This is a genomic window from Caulobacter sp. P4_E5, from assembly GCF_056401555.1.
Window position 1 is genome coordinate 1 of record NZ_JBFUJD010000100.1, and the last position, 16,665, is coordinate 16,665.

Consider the following 16,665-nt stretch of genomic DNA (forward strand, 5'->3'; position numbering starts at 1 on the left):
AGGCGTGTTTGGGCTCTTGCCGAGCGTTGCCGATTTAAACGAACGTTTAGCGCGTCCGGGGCGAAGGCTCCAGTGCTTCTAAGCGGCGGCGAAGCGGGGTAGACAGCCCGCCATGACCCAAGTGCTCAAAGCGGGCGTCGTCGGCGCCGGAGTGTTCGGCGGCTATCACGCCAAGAAGTATGCCGAGTTGGACGGCGTGACCCTGGTCGGGGTGTTCGACATCGACTTGGCGCGAGCCCAGGCCTTGGCCGAGCCGCTGGGCGCGGCCGCCTTTGACGACATGGCCGCCTTCCTGGCCGCCGTCGACGTGGTCACGGTCGCCACGCCCGCCGTCCACCACGCCGGCGCGGCCCTGGCGGCGCTGAAGGCGGGCAAGCCGGTCTATTCCGAAAAGCCCCTGGCCGTGGCGCCCGAGGACGCCGACCGGATGGTCGCCATCGCCGCCTGGGCGGGTCTCCCCCTGGCCTGCGGTCACCAGGAACGCGTCGTGTTCCAGGCCATGGGTCTGCTGGACATTCCTGAGCAGCCGCTGCGCCTGGAAGCGGTGCGGCGGGGCACGCCCTCGGACCGCAACCTCGACGTCTCGGTGGTGCTGGACCTGATGATCCACGACATCGACCTGGCCCTGGCCCTCTGTGACGGCGCGCCGCTGGCGGTGGAAGGCGAGGGGGCGATCACCCGCTCGACCTCGCTGGACTGGGTCAAGGCCGAAGCCACCTTCGACAACGGCTTCGTCGCCGTGTTCGACAGCTCGCGCGTCGCCGAGGCCCGCGAGCGGACCATGAAGGTCGTCTATCCCTCGGGCGAGGTCGAGATCGACTTCCTGGCCCGGACCTTCCGCAACACTACGCCCTATCCGCTGATCGAGAACTTCACCGAGACTCCGGCCGGCAAGGATCCGCTGGGCCTATCGGTCGCCGGCTTCCTGGCCGCCGTGCGCGGCGAGACGCCTCGGCCGGTGGTGACCGGCGAGGAGGCGGCTCGGGCGCTGGACCTGGCGCTGGCGGTGGAGCAGGCGGCGGAGGGTTGATCCGCATAGATTATGCGTTGCGCGTAGGCTTTTGCGACGTGGTCGCAATGAAAGTCGCCGCGATGGGGACTTCCCGGGCAAAATCTATGCGCCGAACCCTTCCGCCACGCTTCGCCTTGGGCTAATCCCGGCGCTCGTTATCGAACCAAGGCTTTCTACCATGACCAAGAAACCCGACGGCGCCTGGGACAAGTCCAACCTGCCCAGCCGCCATGTAACCGAGGGGCCGGCCCGCGCGCCGCACCGTTCGTATTACTACGCCATGGGCCTTGGCACGCGCGAGATCGCCCAGCCGTTCGTCGGCGTGGCCTCGTGCTGGAACGAAGCCGCTCCCTGCAACACCGCCCTGAACCGTCAGGCCGAGGCCGTGGTCGTGGGCGTCAAGAAGGCCGGCGGCACGCCGCGCCAGTTCAACACCATCACCGTGACCGACGGCATCGCCATGGGCCACGAGGGCATGCGCAGCTCGCTGGTCAGCCGTGACGTGATCGCCGACTCGGTCGAGCTGTCGATGCGCGGTCACGGCTACGACGCCCTGGTCGGCGTGGCCGGCTGCGACAAGAGCCTGCCGGGCATGATGATGGCCATGCTGCGCCTGAACGTACCCAGCGTGTTCCTGTACGGCGGTTCGATCCTGCCCGGCCGCCTGGACGGCAAGGACCTGACCGTCCAGGACGTGTTCGAGGCCGTCGGCCAGTTCTCGGCTGGGGTCATCGACGAAGAGCGCCTGTGCAAGGTCGAGCGGGCCGCCTGTCCGTCGGACGGCGCCTGCGGCGGCCAGTTCACCGCCAACACCATGGCCTGCGTCTCGGAAGCGATCGGCCTGGCCCTGCCGCTGTCGTCGGCCCTGCCGGCTCCCTACACCGACCGCGACGCCTATGCCGTGGCCTCGGGCGAAGCGGTCATGCGCCTGATCGAGACCAACCTGCGCCCGCGTGACATCTGCACCCGCAAGGCGTTCGAGAACGCCGCGGTGGTGGTGGCCGCCACCGGCGGCTCGACCAACGGCGCCCTGCACCTGCCGGCCATGGCCCACGAGTGCGGCATCGAATTCACTCTGAAGGACGTAGCCGAGATCGCCGCCCGCACGCCCTACATCGCCGACCTGAAGCCCGGCGGCCGCTACGTGGCCAAGGACATGGGCGAGGCCGGCGGCGTGCCGATGCTGCTCAGGACCCTGCTGGACGCCGGCCTGCTGCACGGCGACTGCATGACCGTCACCGGCAAGACCCTGGCCGAGAACCTGGCCGACGTGGTCTGGCGCGACGACCAGGACGTCATCCGTCCGGTCTCGGCCCCGCTGTCGCCGACCGGCGGCGTGGTCGGCCTGTGGGGCTCGCTGGCCCCCGACGGCTGCATCGTCAAGGTCGCGGGCCTGAAGCACCAGGTCCATCGCGGTCCGGCCCGGGTGTTCAACGGCGAGCAGGCCTGTTTCGAGGCCGTCGAGCGCCGCGACTACAAGGAAGGCGATGTCCTCGTGATCCGCTACGAGGGTCCCAAGGGCGGTCCGGGCATGCGCGAGATGCTGTCGACCACGGCGGCGCTGTACGGCCAGGGTGTGGAGAACATCGCCCTGATCACCGACGGCCGCTTCTCGGGCGCTACGCGGGGCCTGTGCATCGGCCACGTCGGTCCGGAGGCCCAGGAGGGCGGTCCGATCGCTCTGGTTCAGGACGGCGACATCATCTCGATCGATGCTCACAAGGGCACGATCGAGCTGGAGGTCGCGGCCGACGAGCTGGCCCGCCGCAAGGCCGACTGGAAGCCGATCAAGACCAACTACAACAGCGGCGCGATCTGGAAGTTCGCCCAGCTGGTCGGTCCGGCCCACCTGGGCGCGACCACCCACCCCGGCGCGGCCGAGGAAACCCACATCTACGCGGATCTCTGACCTTAGAAACTGTCATCCCGGACGGCCGAAGGCCGATCCGGGACCGCCACAAGTTCTGAGCTTCCGGCGGTCCCGGCTCGGCGCGCTACGCGCTTGGCCGGGATGACAGTTTCCCCGGCCTACAGGCTGACCTGCGTCCCCAGCTCGACCACCCGTCCTGGCGGCAGGTGGAAGAAGGTGGTCGGGTCGGTGGCGTTGCGGGTCAGGAACGTGAACAGCTTGCGCTTCCAGCCGGGCAGGGCGTCGCTGGCCGTCGAGGGCACGATGGTGCGGCGGCTGACGAAGAACGACGTGCTCATGATGTCGAACTTCAGGCCCTGCTTGCGGCACAGCGCCAGCGCCTTGGGGATGTTCGGGCTTTCCATGTAGCCGTAACGCAAGGTGACCAGCGAGAAGCGGTCGTCCAGCACCTGGGTCTCGACCCGCTCGGCGTCGGAGACGTAGGGCGTGGTCTCGCTGACCACCTTCAGCAGCACGTTGCGCTCGTGCAGCACCTTGAAGTGCTTGAGGCTGTGCATCAGGGCCGGCGGGGTGGTGTCCGGGTCCGAGGTCAGGAACACCGCCGTGCCGGGCGTGGCGGCGGCCGGGCGGCGCAGGATCATCTCGCGGAAATCGGCGAACGGCAGGCCGTCCTTGCTGAGCTTGCCGCGCAGGCGCTCGGAGGCGCTGACGAAGATCGCCATCAGCAGGCAGAGGCCCGCGCCCAGGGCCAACGGGGCCCAGCCGCCGGTCAGGACCTTCAGCAGGTTGGCGACGAAGAAGGTCAGGTCCAGGGCGAACAGGGGCACGATCAGGGCCAGGGCCGCGGCCAGGCGCCATTTCCACACATGGCGCACGACGATGTAGGCCAGCATGGTGGTGACCACCATCGTGCCGGTCACCGAGATCCCGTAGGCGTGGGCCAGGGCGCTGGACGAGCGGAACGACAGCACGACCAGCACGACGCCGACGAACAGCAGCCAGTTGATCGGGGCGACATAGATCTGGCCGGCCTCGGTCGACGAGGTGATCTTGATGTCCATGCGCGGCAGCAGGCCCAGCTGGATCGCCTGCTGGGTCAGCGAGAAGGCGCCGGTGATCACCGCTTGGCTGGCGATGACCGTCGCCACGCCCGAGAACAGCACCAGGGCGAGCCGCCACTGGTGCGGGGCCATCAGGAAGAACCAGTCGGCGTTCGGCAGGCCGGCGCCGGCGGCCTCGGCGACGGTCAGGGCCTTGGAGGCCAGGGCCGCCTGGCCGAAATAGTTCAGGGCCAGCATGGGCAAGGCCAGGGCGAACCACGACAGCTGGATCGGGCCGCGCCCGAAGTGGCCCATGTCGGCAGTCAGGGCCTCGGCCCCGGTCACGGTCAGGAACACCGCGCCCATCACGAGAAAGCCGGTCAGGCCATGATGGGCCAGGAAGTAGATCGCGTAGGTCGGCGAGATCGCCCCCAGTACGCTGGGATCGTCCTTGATGTGCCAGATCCCCAGGGCCCCAAGGCACAGGAACCAGCAGACCATGATCGGGCCGAAGATCCCGGCCACCTTGGCCGTGCCCTTGGCCTGGAAGGCGAATAGGGCGGTCAGGATCACCAGGCTGGTGACGATCACCTCCTGGGCGCCGAACCAGGTCGAGAAGCCTTTCACGGACTTCAGGCCCTCGACCGCCGACAGCACCGAGACCGCCGGGGTGATGACCCCGTCGCCGTAGAACAGGGCCGCGCCGATGGCGCCGAGGGCGAAGATCAGGCCGGTGCGGCCCTTGGCGCCTTGCTGGGCCAGGGCCATCAGCGACAGCACCCCGCCTTCGCCCTTGTTGGAGGCGCGCATCAGGAAGAGGACGTATTTGACGCTGACCACCAGGATCAGCGCCCACAGGGCCAGGGACAGAACGCCCATGATCTCGGGGCGGACCAGGCCGTCGCGCGCGGCTTCCTCCAGCGCGTCGCGGAAGGCGTAGAGGGGACTGGTGCCGATGTCGCCGAACACGACGCCCACGCTGCCCAGCGCCAGCGGCCAGAAACGCGACGCCGCGTGGCCGTGGTGGGAAGCTTGGATTGTCGGGGTGTCGGAGGAAGCGGCGGCGAGGGGATCTTTGCCCGCCATGTAAGCTCGAGGCTCCTAGCGTCGGCTCACGTCCGACGGCGGCGCTTTACGCCCCCTTGTGCGCCGCAGCAAACGAAAAGGCGCTGCTCTCGAAACCGTGATGCGGGTTCCACCTTGGAGCGCACGGTCCTAGTCGTCGAGGTCGAACGGCAGCTCGTCCTGGTCCGCGGCGGGCTCGCGCTTGGCCTTGGATACGGGCTTGTACGAGGGCTCCGGCGGCGGAAGAGGCGCGTCGTCGTCCATCTCGTCGTCCCAGGGGCGCGCATCGTCGAACATGTCCGGCTCGGGCGCTTGCCGGGGCGCGGGCGTGGCCGCCGGTGAGACGGGGCGCGAGATCGGGCGGGCGGGCGCGACGCGCGGCGTGGTGTCGAACGACGAGCGGCGGGCCAGCGGCGGCGGGGTGTCGGGCAGGGGCGGCGGCGCCCGGAAATCGTCCTCGTCCTCCTCGTCGTCGAACGCCTCGGGCGGCGGAGGCGGCGGCGAAGCGGCTGGACGGGCCGCGACCGGCGTCGGCGCCCCGGGGGCGGGACGCTCGGGGCGCGGCGGCAAGGGGCGGCGGACGATGGCCTCGCAGCGCGCCAGCCAGCGGTTGGCCTCTTGCACCAGTTCGCTGGGCGAACGGCTCTCGCGGCGCTGCTCATCGCCCGGGGCCCAGAGGTCCAGGACGAAGTCGGGATGGCGCGGATCGTCGAAGACCAGCCGCAAGRCGACGGTCTGGGCCTGGGGCGCCACGTGGTCGATGGCCCGGCGGCCCTCGCCACGGAACACCCGGCCCATGACCTGGCCGTCAACCAGCAGCTCGGCCCCCATCAGCTCGTCCAGGCGATAGACCAGGCACCAGGCGCCTCGGTCCCAGGCCACGGCCAACAGGTTGGTCGAGAACGAGAAGCCCGCGCCGCGCCCTCGGCCGCGCGCGACCACGACGCCTTCCGGCTCGCTCTTCAGGACGTTGCGCAAGGCGCGGCGCAGGCGCCGGTCCTCGTCGCCGTACCAGATGGCCAGGCTGCCAAGGAACGTCACCGCCGAGCCGGCGATGGCCACGAACAGCAAAAGACGCGCGAGTTCGCTCATAATGAAGGCAGGCTAACGGGAGTCCTGATTCCGCGACAGGGGGCCTTAGTCGCGGAAATGACCGACCACCGGCACGTGGTCCGAGGGCTTTTCCTTGTCGCGTTCGTCACGATGGATGACGACGCCCGTCAGGCGGTCGGCGGCCTGGGACGACAGCAGCAGGTGATCGATGCGGATCCCCAGGTTCCGAGGCCAGGCGCCGGCCTGATAATCCCAGAAGGTATAGCCCCCCGGCGACCCGTCGGCCTGCATGTAGGCGTCGGCCAAGCCCAGGTTCTTCAGCGCCCGGAACGCGCCCCGGCTTTCGGGCTGAAACAGGGCGTCGCCTATCCAGGCCTCGGGATTGGCCACGTCCTCGGCCTCGGGGATGACATTGTAGTCGCCCAGGATGACCAGCGGCTCCTCGAAGGCGAGAAGGCCCTTGGCGTGGGCGTGCAGGCGGCGCATCCAGGCCAGCTTGTAGTCGAACTTCTCGGTCCCGATCGGATTGCCGTTGGGCAGGTAGATGCCGACCACGCGGAACGGCGTCGGCGCATTGATCACCGCCTCGACGTAGCGCGCCTGCTCGTCGACCTCGCCGTCGAACAGGAAGGGCAAGCCCTTGCGAACGTCCTCGACCGGGAACTTCGACAGCAGCGCCACGCCGTTATAGGTCTTCTGGCCGTGGACGACGACGTTGTAGCCAAGCCGCTCGAAGGCTTCGGTCGGGAACTTCTCGTCGACGCACTTGATCTCCTGCAGCACGGCGACGTCGGGCGCTTCCGATTCGAACCAGGCCAGCACGCCTTCCAGGCGAGCGTTGATCGAATTGACGTTCCAGGTGGCTATACGCATTGACGGCTCCAGACAGCGGCGGGAGGCTAGGGCTCATGGTGACCGTGCTCAAGTCGGACAAACGAACGATCGACGTGAAGCAGGTCCTGCTGATGGTCCTGGCGACGGGCGCGTGCCTCGGCCTGGCTGTGCTGGGCGGCATCCTGGCCATCTTTACGCCGCTGGTCTTCGACCGCTCGGGCAACTTGCTGAATGCCGTCGCCTGGCTGGGCTTCGTGTTCGCGGCGTCGTTCTGGGTGGTCTGCCTGCTGGCCCCGCTGGCCGGCTGGATCCTGTGGCGTAAGGACGAAACGCCGCTGGCCTGGGCGGCCATGGCCATCCCGCTGGCCTGGGGCGCGGCTGCCCTGACGCTGCTGCGGTTCGTGCCGGTCTAGATCGAGAAGCTGACGCCGCACCCGCAGCTGGACTTGGCGTTCGGGTTGCGGACCCGGAACTCCGCCCCGGCCAATTCGTCGACGAAATCGATCTCCGAGCCCTTCAGCAGGGCCAGGGACACGACATCGACCAGGGCCGCGGCCCCGTCGCGCTCGATCCGCAGATCGTCGGCCTCGACGCTGTCGACCAGGTCGAAGCGGTACTGGAAGCCCGAACAGCCGCCGCCGTCGACGGCGACGCGCAGCATCAGCGGGCGTCCTTCGCTGGCGGCGATGGACTTGATCCGGCGAGCGGCGTTTTCGGAAAGCGTTAAGTCTGTCTGGGTCATGGCTGTGGAAAAGTCATCCTTGACCTATATGAGGATGTCGCGGCCCCGACGGAAGGGGCCAAATCGTCCAATGCGATATAAGGCGGTTTATGTCTCAGGCCCCGTACTTCGTCCCCCGCGCGCCCTATGCCGAGGATCCCTTCAAGTCGAGGGGCCGCCGGTTCAAGGAGGACGAAAGCCGCACCCGGACCCCGTTCGCGCGTGATCGCGACCGCATCATCCACACCTCGGCCTTCCGCCGGCTGAAGGAAAAGACCCAGGTCTTCGTGGCCCACGAGGGCGACAACTTCCGCACGCGCCTGACCCATTCGCTGGAAGTGGCCCAGGTGGCCCGCTCGCTGGCGACGGCGCTCGGCCTGGACAGCGACCTGGCCGAGACCATCGCCCTGGGCCACGACATCGGCCATCCGCCGTTCGGCCACGCCGGCGAGGACGAGCTGGAACAGCAGATGAAGGACTTCGGCGGCTTCGACCACAACGTCCAGACCTTCCGGGTCGTGACCGAGCTGGAGCACCGCTATCCCGACTTCCTGGGCCTGAACCTGACCTGGGAGACCCTGGAAGGGATCATCAAGCACAACGGCCCGGTGACCAACAAGCTGGGCAAGCCGTCCTGGAAGGCGATCTCCAAGTACGACCACGACTACAATCTGGGCCTGGACACCTGGGCCTCGGCCGAGGCCCAGGTCGCGGCCCTGGCCGACGACATCGCCTACAACAACCACGACGTCGACGACGGCGTCACCGCTGGCTTGTTCACCCTGGACGAGCTGATGGACGTGCCGCTGATCGGCCCGATCCTGGCGGCGGTGAAGAGCGAACGCCCCGACCTCGACGCGCGCCTGACCCACCTGGAGGCCATCCGCCGCATGATCGGCGCGATGATCGACGACGTGATGGGCGAGACCCTGCAGCGCGCCGCCGCCACCGGTGTCGCCTCGGCCGACGAGGTCCGCGCCCTGGATCACGCCCTGGTGGCCTTCTCGCCCGACATGGCCGAGGACCTGGCCCGCCTGCGCAAGTTCCTGCACGAGCGGATGTATCGCCACTGGCGCGTCAACCGCACCCGCAGCCAAGCTCGCCGTATTCTGGGCGAAATGTTCGGGCTTTTCCTGAAAGAGCCGGAGGTCCTTCCGACCGTCTGGTTCGCCAAGTCGCAGAACCGCGACGAAGCCGGTCGAGCCCGTGTGGTCTGCGACTATATCGCGGGCATGACCGATCGCTTCGCGATAGAAGAACACCGCAAGCTGTTCCATCTCGACGTCTGGAACTGAGCCGTAAGCTCCAACAGACTCGGAATGGGGACGCGAGCGACCTTTCGTTCGCCACCTGAGCGGGGTGAACGCTTCTGAGACGCGCCGGCGTTGGGTAACCTGGGGTCGCGCGCGTCTGATTCGAGACGTTCGATCCGCGCGCCTTAATTTAGCGCGCCGAGTTTTGGAGCCTACCTCAGATGTCTGATCCGCACCGCGGGGCCTATACGCCGCCCACCGACGCACCGTTGTCGTTCGACGCGCGTCAGCCCGTGCGCGGCGCGCGCCCGTTGCCCATGACCCTGATCATCAGCGCGGTGGTGCTGGTGACCCTGGTGGTGGCCGTGGTCATGATCTATCGCGGCGGCGTTCGCGGCCCGARCGAGCCGCCGCAGGCGGTGGGGACGCAAGTGGCGCAGATGAAGACCCCGCCGGCGGCCGCCAGCCAGCCGCAGGACCCGGCCGCGGGCCTGCAGATCTATCACAACGAGGATCCGCAGCCGTCGGCCACCTTCGCCGCGCCGCCCGAGGCGCCGGTCGCGCGTCCGGCCGTGCCGCTGAACACCGTTCCCGTCCAGAGCGCCGCCTTGCCGGCGGCCAAGCCCGCGCCGACCGCCACCCAGCCGGCGACCCCGGCCGCCAAACCGGCGCCGACCATCGAGTCCCTGGCCACCGCCGCCGCTGCGAAGCCGGCCCCCAAGCCGGTGCAGGTGGCCTCGGCCGTCGCGCCCAAGCCCGCCRCCACCGCCAGCGGTCCGGCCTCGGTGCAGATCGGCGCGCTGTCCTCGCCGGCCCTGGCCGACAAGGCCTGGACCGACGCCGTGCGCCTGGCCCCCGGCCTGGCCTCGGGCAAGGGCAAGAAGGTCGAGACCGTCGACAAAAACGGCACGACGCTCTACCGCACCTCGGTGACGGGCTTCGCCAGCCGCGAGGCCGCCAAGGCCTTCTGCGAGGCGATCTCGGCCTCCGGCAAGTCCTGCTTCGTCAAATGAGCCTGCTGTCGGGCGCCCCGTCCGCCGCCATCCTCGGCTGCGCCGGGACGACGCTCTCGCGTGAAGAAGTCGATTTCTTCAGGGACGTGAAGCCCTGGGGCTTCATCCTGTTCAAGCGCAACATCGCCGACCCGGAGCAGGTGAGGGCGCTGACCGCCGCCCTGCGCGCCACGGTCGGCCGTGACGACGCCCCGATCCTGATCGACCAGGAGGGCGGCCGGGTCGCCCGCCTGCAGCCGCCGCACTGGCGGACCTATCCGCCTGGCCGCGCCTATGGCCAGCTGGTGGCCAACGATCCGCTGGTCGCCCGAGAGGTCACCCGCCTGGGCGCGCGCCTGATGGCCCACGACCTGCGCGCGCTGGGGATCAACGTCGATTGCGTGCCGGTGCTGGACGTGCCGGACCCCAAGGGCCACGAGATCATCGGCGACCGCGCCTATGGCGACACGCCCGAGCAGGTGGCGACCCTGGGCCGGGCGGCCGCCGAGGGCCTGCTGGCCGGCGGCGTCCTGCCGATCATCAAGCACATCCCCGGCCACGGCCGCGCCATGGCCGACAGCCATCTGGAGCTGCCGGTGGTCAAGGCCAAGCTGGCCGAGCTGGACGCCCGCGACTTCGCCCCGTTCCGGGTGCTGTCCGACATGCCGATGGCGATGACCGCCCACGTCGTCTACACGGCCATCGACCGCAAGAACCCGGCCACCACCTCGAAGAAGGCCATCAAGCAGATCATCCGGGGCTCCATCGGCTTCGATGGCCTGCTGATGAGCGACGACCTGTCGATGAAGGCGCTGTCGGGCGACTTCAAGCAGCGCGCCAAGGACAGCCTGTCGGCCGGCTGCGACGTCGTCCTGCACTGCAACGGCGACATGGCCGAGATGAAGGCGGTGATGTCTGGTGTCGGCAAGATGTCCAAGGAAGCCCGCCGCCGGGCTCAGGCCGTGATGGGCCGCCTGGTCAAGGTTCCCGAGCCGTTCGACGTGGCCGAGGCCCGCGCCCGCTTCGACGCGGCCTTCGACGGAAAGTACGCTTGAGCACGGGCTTTCAGCCCACATTCGACTTCGAGGCCGCCAACGAGGCGGCCGAGGACGGCGCGGCGCTGGTCATCGACATCGACGGCTACGAAGGCCCGCTGCACGTCCTCCTGGCCCTGGCCCGCAGCCAGAAGGTCGACCTGCTGCAGCTGTCGATCACCCGCTTGGCCGAACAGTACCTGGCCTTCGTGCAACAGGCCCGCCGCGTGCGCTTCGCCCTGGCGGCCGACTATCTGGTGATGGCCGCCTGGCTGGCCTATCTGAAGTCCCGCCTGCTGCTGCCCAAGCCCGAGCGGGCCAAGGCCGAGGAGCCGCCGGCCGAGGAAATGGCCGCCCAACTGGCCTTCCGCCTGGCCAAGCTGGACGTGATGCGCAAGGCCGTCGAGGCCCTGAAGGACCGCCCGATCCTCAAGCGCGACGTGTTCATGCGCGGCGATCCCGAGGCGGTGAAGATCGTCTCGTCGACGCGGCTGGAGGGCGACCTCTACGGCCTGATGAGCGCCTACATCACCCAGCGCAAGCGCGAGCACAGCCGCCACTACGCCCCGCGTCCGCCGACCGCCTATCCGCTGGAGGACGCCCGCGACCGCCTGCGCAGCCTGCTGCCGAAGATGCAGGACTGGACGGTGCTGTCGACTGTCGCCCCGATCGAGCGGGCGCTGGACGACGACGACGGCCCCACGCCCGCCTCGTACCTGGCCTCGACCCTGTCGGCCTCACTGGAGCTGGTGAAGGAGGGCGTGCTGGAGGCCCGCCAGATGGAGGCGTTCCAGGACATCTATCTCAGGACGAGAGCGGAACCGTTGGAGATCACTGACTAACGCTCTCAACCGTGTCATCCCGGCCGAAGCGAAGCGTAGAGCCGGGACCCAGGGGCGGCCCGCACAGCGTTCACGCACCCCCTGGGTCCCGAATAGCCTCTGCGAGGCTTCCGGGATGACACGTGAATTTTGGACGCTACAGCTATTCCTATGACCGTCGAACTCGAACCCCTCTTCGTCGAACGCTGCATCGAGGCCCTGCTGTTCGCGGCGGCCGAGCCGCTCAGCGACGTCGACCTGGCCAAGCGCCTGCCGGAGGGCGCGGACATCGCCGCCGGGATTGCGTCCTTGCGCGCCCGCTACGAGGGGCGGGGGATCGAACTGGTCTGCGTCGCCGGGCGCTGGCGGTTCCAGACGGCCAACGACCTGTCGTTCCTGATGACCGAGGAGCGCGAGGAGCCGCGCCGTCTGTCCAAGGCCGCGCAGGAGACCCTGGCCATCGTCGCCTACCACCAGCCGGTGACCCGGGCCGAGATCGAGGCCGTGCGCGGCGTCCAGGCCAGCCGGGGCACCATCGACGTCCTGCTGGAGCTGGGCCTGATCCGCATGCGCGGCCGCCGCCGCACGCCGGGCCGGCCGGTGACGTTCGGGACCACCGACGCCTTCCTCGAACACTACGGCTTGGCCAATCTGGGCGACCTGCCGGGCATCGCCGAGATGAAGGCCGCGGGGCTGCTGGAGATGAACCTGCCGCCGGGCTTCAACGTGCCCGATCCGCTGGGCCTGCGCGCCAGCGGCGACGACGAGGATCCGCTGGACCTCGAAGACGGCGAAACCCCGGAATTCGCCCAGGACTTCCTGGGGGAGCCGGAGAAGGCTGAAAACTAGCAAAAACACCTGTCATCCCGGGCGTAGACCCGGGACCGCAACAGGCTCGGCGCTTCCGGCGGTCCCGGCTCGGCGCGCTTCGCGCTTGGCCGGGATGACAGCTTTCTAGGCCATGATGTTGGCCACCAGGCCCTTGTGATCCTTCCGCTCCGGGTCGTCCTGGACCTGCTGCTTGATCATTTCCTTCAGCTTGTCCTCGACCTTCTTGCGGTCCTCGGGAGACATGGCCTTCACGTCGTCCTCGGTCAGGCCCARCTTGGCCAGCATCATGGCCCGCATCTTCTGAGCGGGCGTCATGGCCTGGAACTTCAGGAACTCGTCCTTGGCCGAGGGCTCGCTCACCGGCAAGGCGGTCGAGGCGCTGACGCCGCCATAGGCGCCGACGAACGAAGAAGAACCGACCGAGGAAATCGACATGGACGCGCTCCCGCTACATGGGTGCGACATCTTGGCAAGAACCGCGCCAGTCAGGCTAAGCTCGACTTTTCAACCGCTTACCGCGCAAGGGATTGGTGGAGTCGTCGGAAGCCGGTCAACTTGGCCGAGCAGAACTTGCCGCGCCGCCCGCGACCTCGCGTCCCGCGGTTGCGCGATGGTCCCCAGCCCCGCGAGCGCCTATATTCTCCGGCATGTTGTAACGACGCGTCGCACCGGCTATCTGGCGCTGTCGCAAGGAGTCGAGGTTATGGGAAGTTTCGGTCCTATCCACTGGATCATCGTCGCTATCGTGGTGCTGGTGCTGTTCGGCGGCCGCGGTAAGCTGTCGGGCATCATGGGCGACGCGGCCAAGGGCATTCGGGCGTTCAAGGACGGCCTGAAGGACGACACCAGCAGCGAAGTCGCCGACAACAAGGCCAAGGGCGCCCTGCCGCGCACCGAGGCTGAAGCTGAAGAGCTTCGCAAGTCGTAAGGCTTTCAGGCGCGTGGGGAGGGGTTCTCCGCGCGCGACGATCCAACCTCGCGGGGAGCTTTCGAGCTCCGCCGTTCTAAGGCGCGTCCATGCTTCCTGATATCGGCGGCACCGAACTCCTCGTCATCGCCGCCGTCGCCCTGATCGTGGTCGGTCCCAAGGACTTGCCCGCTCTGCTGCGCAAGCTCGGCCAGTTCGTCGGCCGCATGCGCGGCATGGCGTCCGAATTCCGCGCCAGCTTCGATGAGATGGCCCGCCAGTCCGAACTGGACGAGCTGCGCCGCGAGGTGCAGGCCATGCGCGCGGGCCAGTTCACCAATCCGATCCAGGCGGCGACCGACGCCGGACGCGCCGAGGTCGACAGCGTCTTCGCCGACATCGACGCCTCGCTGTCCAGCGGCGCGACCCAGATGCATCCCTATGCCGGGGCCGAGATCCACAATCCGGCCCTGACCACCGACAATTCCATCCTGCCGCCCCAGCCGCCCACTCAGCCTGGTGCGGAGATCGTCGAAAAGCCCAAGCGCGCCTCGCGCAAGAAGGCGGTCGCCGAGCCGGCGATCGTCGAGCCGGCCAAGCCGGTCCGCAAGGCGTCGGCGAGCCAGAAAGACATCACCGTGGAAGCCCCCAAGGCCGCGCGCGCGCCGCGTAAGCGCGCCGCCAAGGCCGGCGGCTCGACCGCTTCGGACATCGTCTCGTGAACGACAAGACCATCGGATACGACAACGAACCCGAGGACGAGATCGAGTCCTCGCGCGCCCCGCTGCTGGATCATCTGATCGAGCTGCGCCTGCGCCTGATCATCTGCGTCGGCGCGATCGCGGTGGCGTTCGGCGTCTGCTTCGCCTTCGTCAAGCCGATCTTCCTGTTCCTGGTGCGCCCGTTCACGGTGGCCGAGGGACTGAAGGCCGTGCAGGAAGCCAGCGGCGGCCATCACGGCTCATTCGACCTGCTGCTGGCCCTGGTCGGCGTCAAGAAGGTCCCGCCCGCGTCGCTGGCTGACATCACCCTGCAGGCCACCGCGCCGCTGGAGCAGTTCTTCACCAACATCAAGCTGTCGGCGTTCGGGGCGATCATCATCGCCTTCCCGATCATCGCCTGGCAGCTGTACCGCTTCGTGGCGCCCGGCCTGTACAAGAAGGAACGCAACGCCTTCCTGCCGTTCCTGATCGCCTCGCCGGTGCTGTTCCTGATGGGCGCGTCGCTGGTCTACTACATCATGCTGCCGTTCGTGCTGTGGTTCTCGCTGAGCCAGCAGATCGTCGGCGAGGGCGTGAAGGTCGTGCTGCAGACCCGGGTGTCGGAATATCTGACCCTGGTCACCACCCTGCTGCTGGCCTTCGGCCTCAGCTTCCAGCTGCCGGTGGTGCTGTCGCTGGCCGGCCTGGCGGGCCTGGTCGATTCCAAGATGCTGCGCGCCGGCCGGCGCTACGCCATCGTCGCCGTGTTCGTGGTGGCGGCGGTGGTCACACCGCCGGACCCGATCAGCCAGATCACCCTCGCGGTGCCGCTGTGCCTGCTCTACGAGATCTCGATCTGGTGCGTGTGGCTGATCGAACGCCGCCGCAAGCGGGAAGACGACGAAGCCGAGGCCGGCACGGACGTGGTGGCCCTCTAGGGCGCAGACTCAATTGAGCGATCGGGAGCGCTGAGGGCAGCTCCATATCCTCGTCATCCCGGAAGCCTCGGAGAGGCTATCCGGGACCCAGGGGCCGGCGCAGTACGGCTGCCCCTGGATCCCGGCTCTACAGCCCGCGAGGCGGGCTTCCGGCCGGGATGACGAGGGAAACGCACTGTTCAATTGAGTGTCGACCCTAGGGCTTCGCGCCGCCGATCGACTGGGCCTTCAGCCGCGCCAGCACGGCCGGCGGAAGCGGCGTCGTCCAGATGTTGTACTTGCCGTTGTTCCAGCCCAGGTCGTTTCGCGGCTTGTCCGTCGCCAGGCGCTCGCTGCTGAAATAGAGGCGATGGCCGTCGGGCGACAGGCGCGGCTCGGCGTCAGACCCCTTGGCGTTGACCCGCGGGCCCAGGTGGACAGGTCGCCCCCAGTCGCCATCATCGCGCTTGAAGACGATGAACAGATCCATCGAGCCGACGGCGATGTCCGGATCGCGCCGCGAGCCGAAGACCAGGAACGAACCGTCGGCGGCGACGGCCGGATCGACGTCCGACACGCCCTCCTGGCTGAACGGCATCAAGCGCGGAGGTTCATAGGCGCCGTCGCGATAGCGGGTCTCGTAGATGTGGAAGCGTCCCGAAGGCTCGGACGGGCGCATGAAGTAGAGGCTGCCGTCGGCCGCAATCGCGGGCGCGAAGGTCGAGGGGCTGACATTGAGCGCGTCGGGCAGGCGGGTGGGGCGGCTCCAGCCCGAGGGCGTGCGATCGACCCGCCAGAGCGCTCCGCCGACTTCCGGCCAGTCCTTGCCGGCGTAGTGGCCGTTCAGCATCGGCTCGCCGACCCGGACGGGGCGGCTCGAAATGAAGATCATGAACGCGCCGTCGGGCGATATGGCCGGCTCCATGTCGCTGTAGCGTCCGGAGAACGGAGCGATTTCCGGGGATGTCCAGCGTCCGCCGATCAAGCGCGACACGTAGATCGCGGGATACGGGCGGCCTCCGCCGACGCTGCGCCCGAAATAGACGGTGCGCCCGTCGGGCGTGAAGGCGGGCGCGGCGTCGTGGACGGGCCCGGAAATGACCCCTGGCTCCCATGGCGCCGGCGCCGCCAAATCAGCGGGTCCCATCGGAAGGACGAGGGCGACGACGAGGGCGGCGGGGATCATCGGAGCGCTCTCACTGGCGAGGGACGCTGGGTAGTTGGGGACGACGGTCGAGCTTGGCAATCGCRCCACAATCGGCGGGAGGTCGATCCATCACGAAAAAAGGCTCCGCGACGTGCCGCGGAGCCTCTTTCCCGCTCAAATACGCGAGCGACTTCTGTCAGCGTCGAGCCTTAGGCGGCGGCGCCCATGCGGGCTTGCAGCTGGGCCTTGGCGGCGCGGACGGTGTCGGTCACGCAGGCCTGATAGGTGACGACGCTGAAGTGCGGGTTCTGGGCCTTGCACACGGTCGCGGCGGCCGTGCGGATTTCCGAGTGGATCTGGTCGCGGGTCTTGCCCTTCAGCGAGATGCGGACGACCGAGACGGTTTCGGTGGCCGGGGTCTTGCCGGTGTCGCGAACGCGCATGATCGAGGCCAGCTGGCGGTGCGC

General features: G+C 68.5%; 18 protein-coding genes. 11 read left to right on the forward strand and 7 right to left on the reverse strand.

Annotation, left to right across the window (positions count from 1 at the left end; translation table 11 throughout):
* The first annotated feature begins 112 nt into the window (after positions 1 to 112).
* Entirely contained in the window at positions 113 to 1,030 is a 918-nt protein-coding gene (locus AC1DSO_RS22290) for a Gfo/Idh/MocA family protein (protein WP_477070893.1), read from the forward strand.
* 160 nt (positions 1,031 to 1,190) lie between these two features.
* Positions 1,191 to 2,921, forward strand: a complete 1,731-nt coding sequence (gene ilvD / locus AC1DSO_RS22295) for a dihydroxy-acid dehydratase (protein ID WP_477070894.1) — start codon at positions 1,191 to 1,193, stop codon at positions 2,919 to 2,921.
* Positions 2,922 to 3,040: 119 nt separating this feature from the next.
* On the opposite strand, the gene AC1DSO_RS22300 is transcribed toward ilvD, so the two are convergent.
* The 3 genes from AC1DSO_RS22300 to xth form a co-directional block, all read right to left on the reverse strand.
* Positions 3,041 to 5,008: a potassium transporter Kup gene (locus AC1DSO_RS22300; RefSeq protein ID WP_477070895.1), complete on the reverse strand. Its 1,968-nt coding sequence runs from the start codon at positions 5,006 to 5,008 to the stop codon at positions 3,041 to 3,043.
* Positions 5,009 to 5,137: 129 nt separating this feature from the next.
* Positions 5,138 to 6,079, reverse strand: a complete 942-nt coding sequence (locus AC1DSO_RS22305) for a hypothetical protein (protein ID WP_477070896.1) — start codon at positions 6,077 to 6,079, stop codon at positions 5,138 to 5,140.
* A gap of 45 nt (positions 6,080 to 6,124) precedes the next feature.
* Positions 6,125 to 6,913: an exodeoxyribonuclease III gene (gene xth, locus AC1DSO_RS22310; RefSeq protein ID WP_477070897.1), complete on the reverse strand. Its 789-nt coding sequence runs from the start codon at positions 6,911 to 6,913 to the stop codon at positions 6,125 to 6,127.
* Positions 6,914 to 6,948: 35 nt separating this feature from the next.
* Here xth and AC1DSO_RS22315 point away from each other — a divergent pair, with 35 nt between their 5' ends.
* On the forward strand, positions 6,949 to 7,287 hold the full coding sequence (locus tag AC1DSO_RS22315; protein ID WP_477070898.1) for a hypothetical protein: 339 nt from the start codon (positions 6,949 to 6,951) through the stop codon (positions 7,285 to 7,287).
* Here AC1DSO_RS22315 and erpA read toward each other — a convergent pair.
* Complete coding sequence (gene erpA, locus AC1DSO_RS22320; RefSeq protein WP_477070899.1) at positions 7,284 to 7,616, reverse strand: iron-sulfur cluster insertion protein ErpA; 333 nt, start codon at positions 7,614 to 7,616, stop codon at positions 7,284 to 7,286. The two genes, AC1DSO_RS22315 and erpA, sit on opposite strands and share 4 nt — an antisense overlap.
* Before the next feature lie 89 nt (positions 7,617 to 7,705).
* On the opposite strand from erpA, the gene AC1DSO_RS22325 reads away from it, so the two are divergent.
* The 5 genes from AC1DSO_RS22325 to scpB all read left to right on the forward strand — a co-directional run bounded on the left by AC1DSO_RS22325 (position 7,706) and on the right by scpB (position 12,544).
* Positions 7,706 to 8,890, forward strand: a complete 1,185-nt coding sequence (locus tag AC1DSO_RS22325) for a deoxyguanosinetriphosphate triphosphohydrolase (RefSeq protein WP_477070900.1) — start codon at positions 7,706 to 7,708, stop codon at positions 8,888 to 8,890.
* 179 nt (positions 8,891 to 9,069) lie between these two features.
* Complete coding sequence (gene ftsN / locus AC1DSO_RS22330) at positions 9,070 to 9,861, forward strand: cell division protein FtsN (RefSeq protein ID WP_477070901.1); 792 nt, start codon at positions 9,070 to 9,072, stop codon at positions 9,859 to 9,861.
* Entirely contained in the window at positions 9,858 to 10,895 is a 1,038-nt protein-coding gene (gene nagZ, locus AC1DSO_RS22335) for a beta-N-acetylhexosaminidase (protein WP_477070902.1), read from the forward strand. The genes ftsN and nagZ overlap by 4 nt, the downstream gene beginning before the upstream one ends.
* Positions 10,892 to 11,716: a segregation and condensation protein A gene (locus AC1DSO_RS22340; protein ID WP_477070903.1), complete on the forward strand. Its 825-nt coding sequence runs from the start codon at positions 10,892 to 10,894 to the stop codon at positions 11,714 to 11,716. The genes nagZ and AC1DSO_RS22340 overlap by 4 nt, the downstream gene beginning before the upstream one ends.
* A gap of 150 nt (positions 11,717 to 11,866) precedes the next feature.
* Positions 11,867 to 12,544 carry an SMC-Scp complex subunit ScpB gene (gene scpB, locus AC1DSO_RS22345; RefSeq protein ID WP_477070904.1) on the forward strand — a complete coding sequence of 226 codons (678 nt, stop codon included), beginning with the start codon at positions 11,867 to 11,869 and terminating at the stop codon, positions 12,542 to 12,544.
* 105 nt (positions 12,545 to 12,649) lie between these two features.
* Here scpB and AC1DSO_RS22350 read toward each other — a convergent pair whose 3' ends face one another.
* Positions 12,650 to 12,961, reverse strand: coding sequence for a hypothetical protein (locus AC1DSO_RS22350; RefSeq protein WP_477070905.1), 312 nt, complete (start codon positions 12,959 to 12,961; stop codon positions 12,650 to 12,652).
* 268 nt (positions 12,962 to 13,229) lie between these two features.
* On the opposite strand from AC1DSO_RS22350, the gene tatA reads away from it, so the two are divergent.
* From tatA to tatC, 3 genes are all read left to right on the forward strand, one after another.
* Positions 13,230 to 13,454, forward strand: a complete 225-nt coding sequence (tatA, locus tag AC1DSO_RS22355; protein ID WP_477070906.1) for a twin-arginine translocase TatA/TatE family subunit — start codon at positions 13,230 to 13,232, stop codon at positions 13,452 to 13,454.
* An 89-nt stretch (positions 13,455 to 13,543) separates the two neighbouring features.
* Entirely contained in the window at positions 13,544 to 14,155 is a 612-nt protein-coding gene (gene tatB, locus AC1DSO_RS22360) for a Sec-independent protein translocase protein TatB (protein ID WP_477070907.1), read from the forward strand.
* Positions 14,152 to 15,072: a twin-arginine translocase subunit TatC gene (gene tatC, locus AC1DSO_RS22365; RefSeq protein WP_477070908.1), complete on the forward strand. Its 921-nt coding sequence runs from the start codon at positions 14,152 to 14,154 to the stop codon at positions 15,070 to 15,072. The genes tatB and tatC overlap by 4 nt, the downstream gene beginning before the upstream one ends.
* 196 nt (positions 15,073 to 15,268) lie before the next feature.
* On the opposite strand, the gene AC1DSO_RS22370 is transcribed toward tatC, so the two are convergent.
* The gene (locus tag AC1DSO_RS22370; RefSeq protein WP_477070909.1) at positions 15,269 to 16,237 is read right to left on the reverse strand and encodes a TolB family protein; all 969 of its coding nucleotides are present in this window, start codon (positions 16,235 to 16,237) and stop codon (positions 15,269 to 15,271) included.
* 170 nt (positions 16,238 to 16,407) lie between these two features.
* On the reverse strand, positions 16,408 to 16,665 hold a 258-nt coding region (locus tag AC1DSO_RS22375), incomplete at its 5' end, for a UrcA family protein (RefSeq protein WP_477070910.1).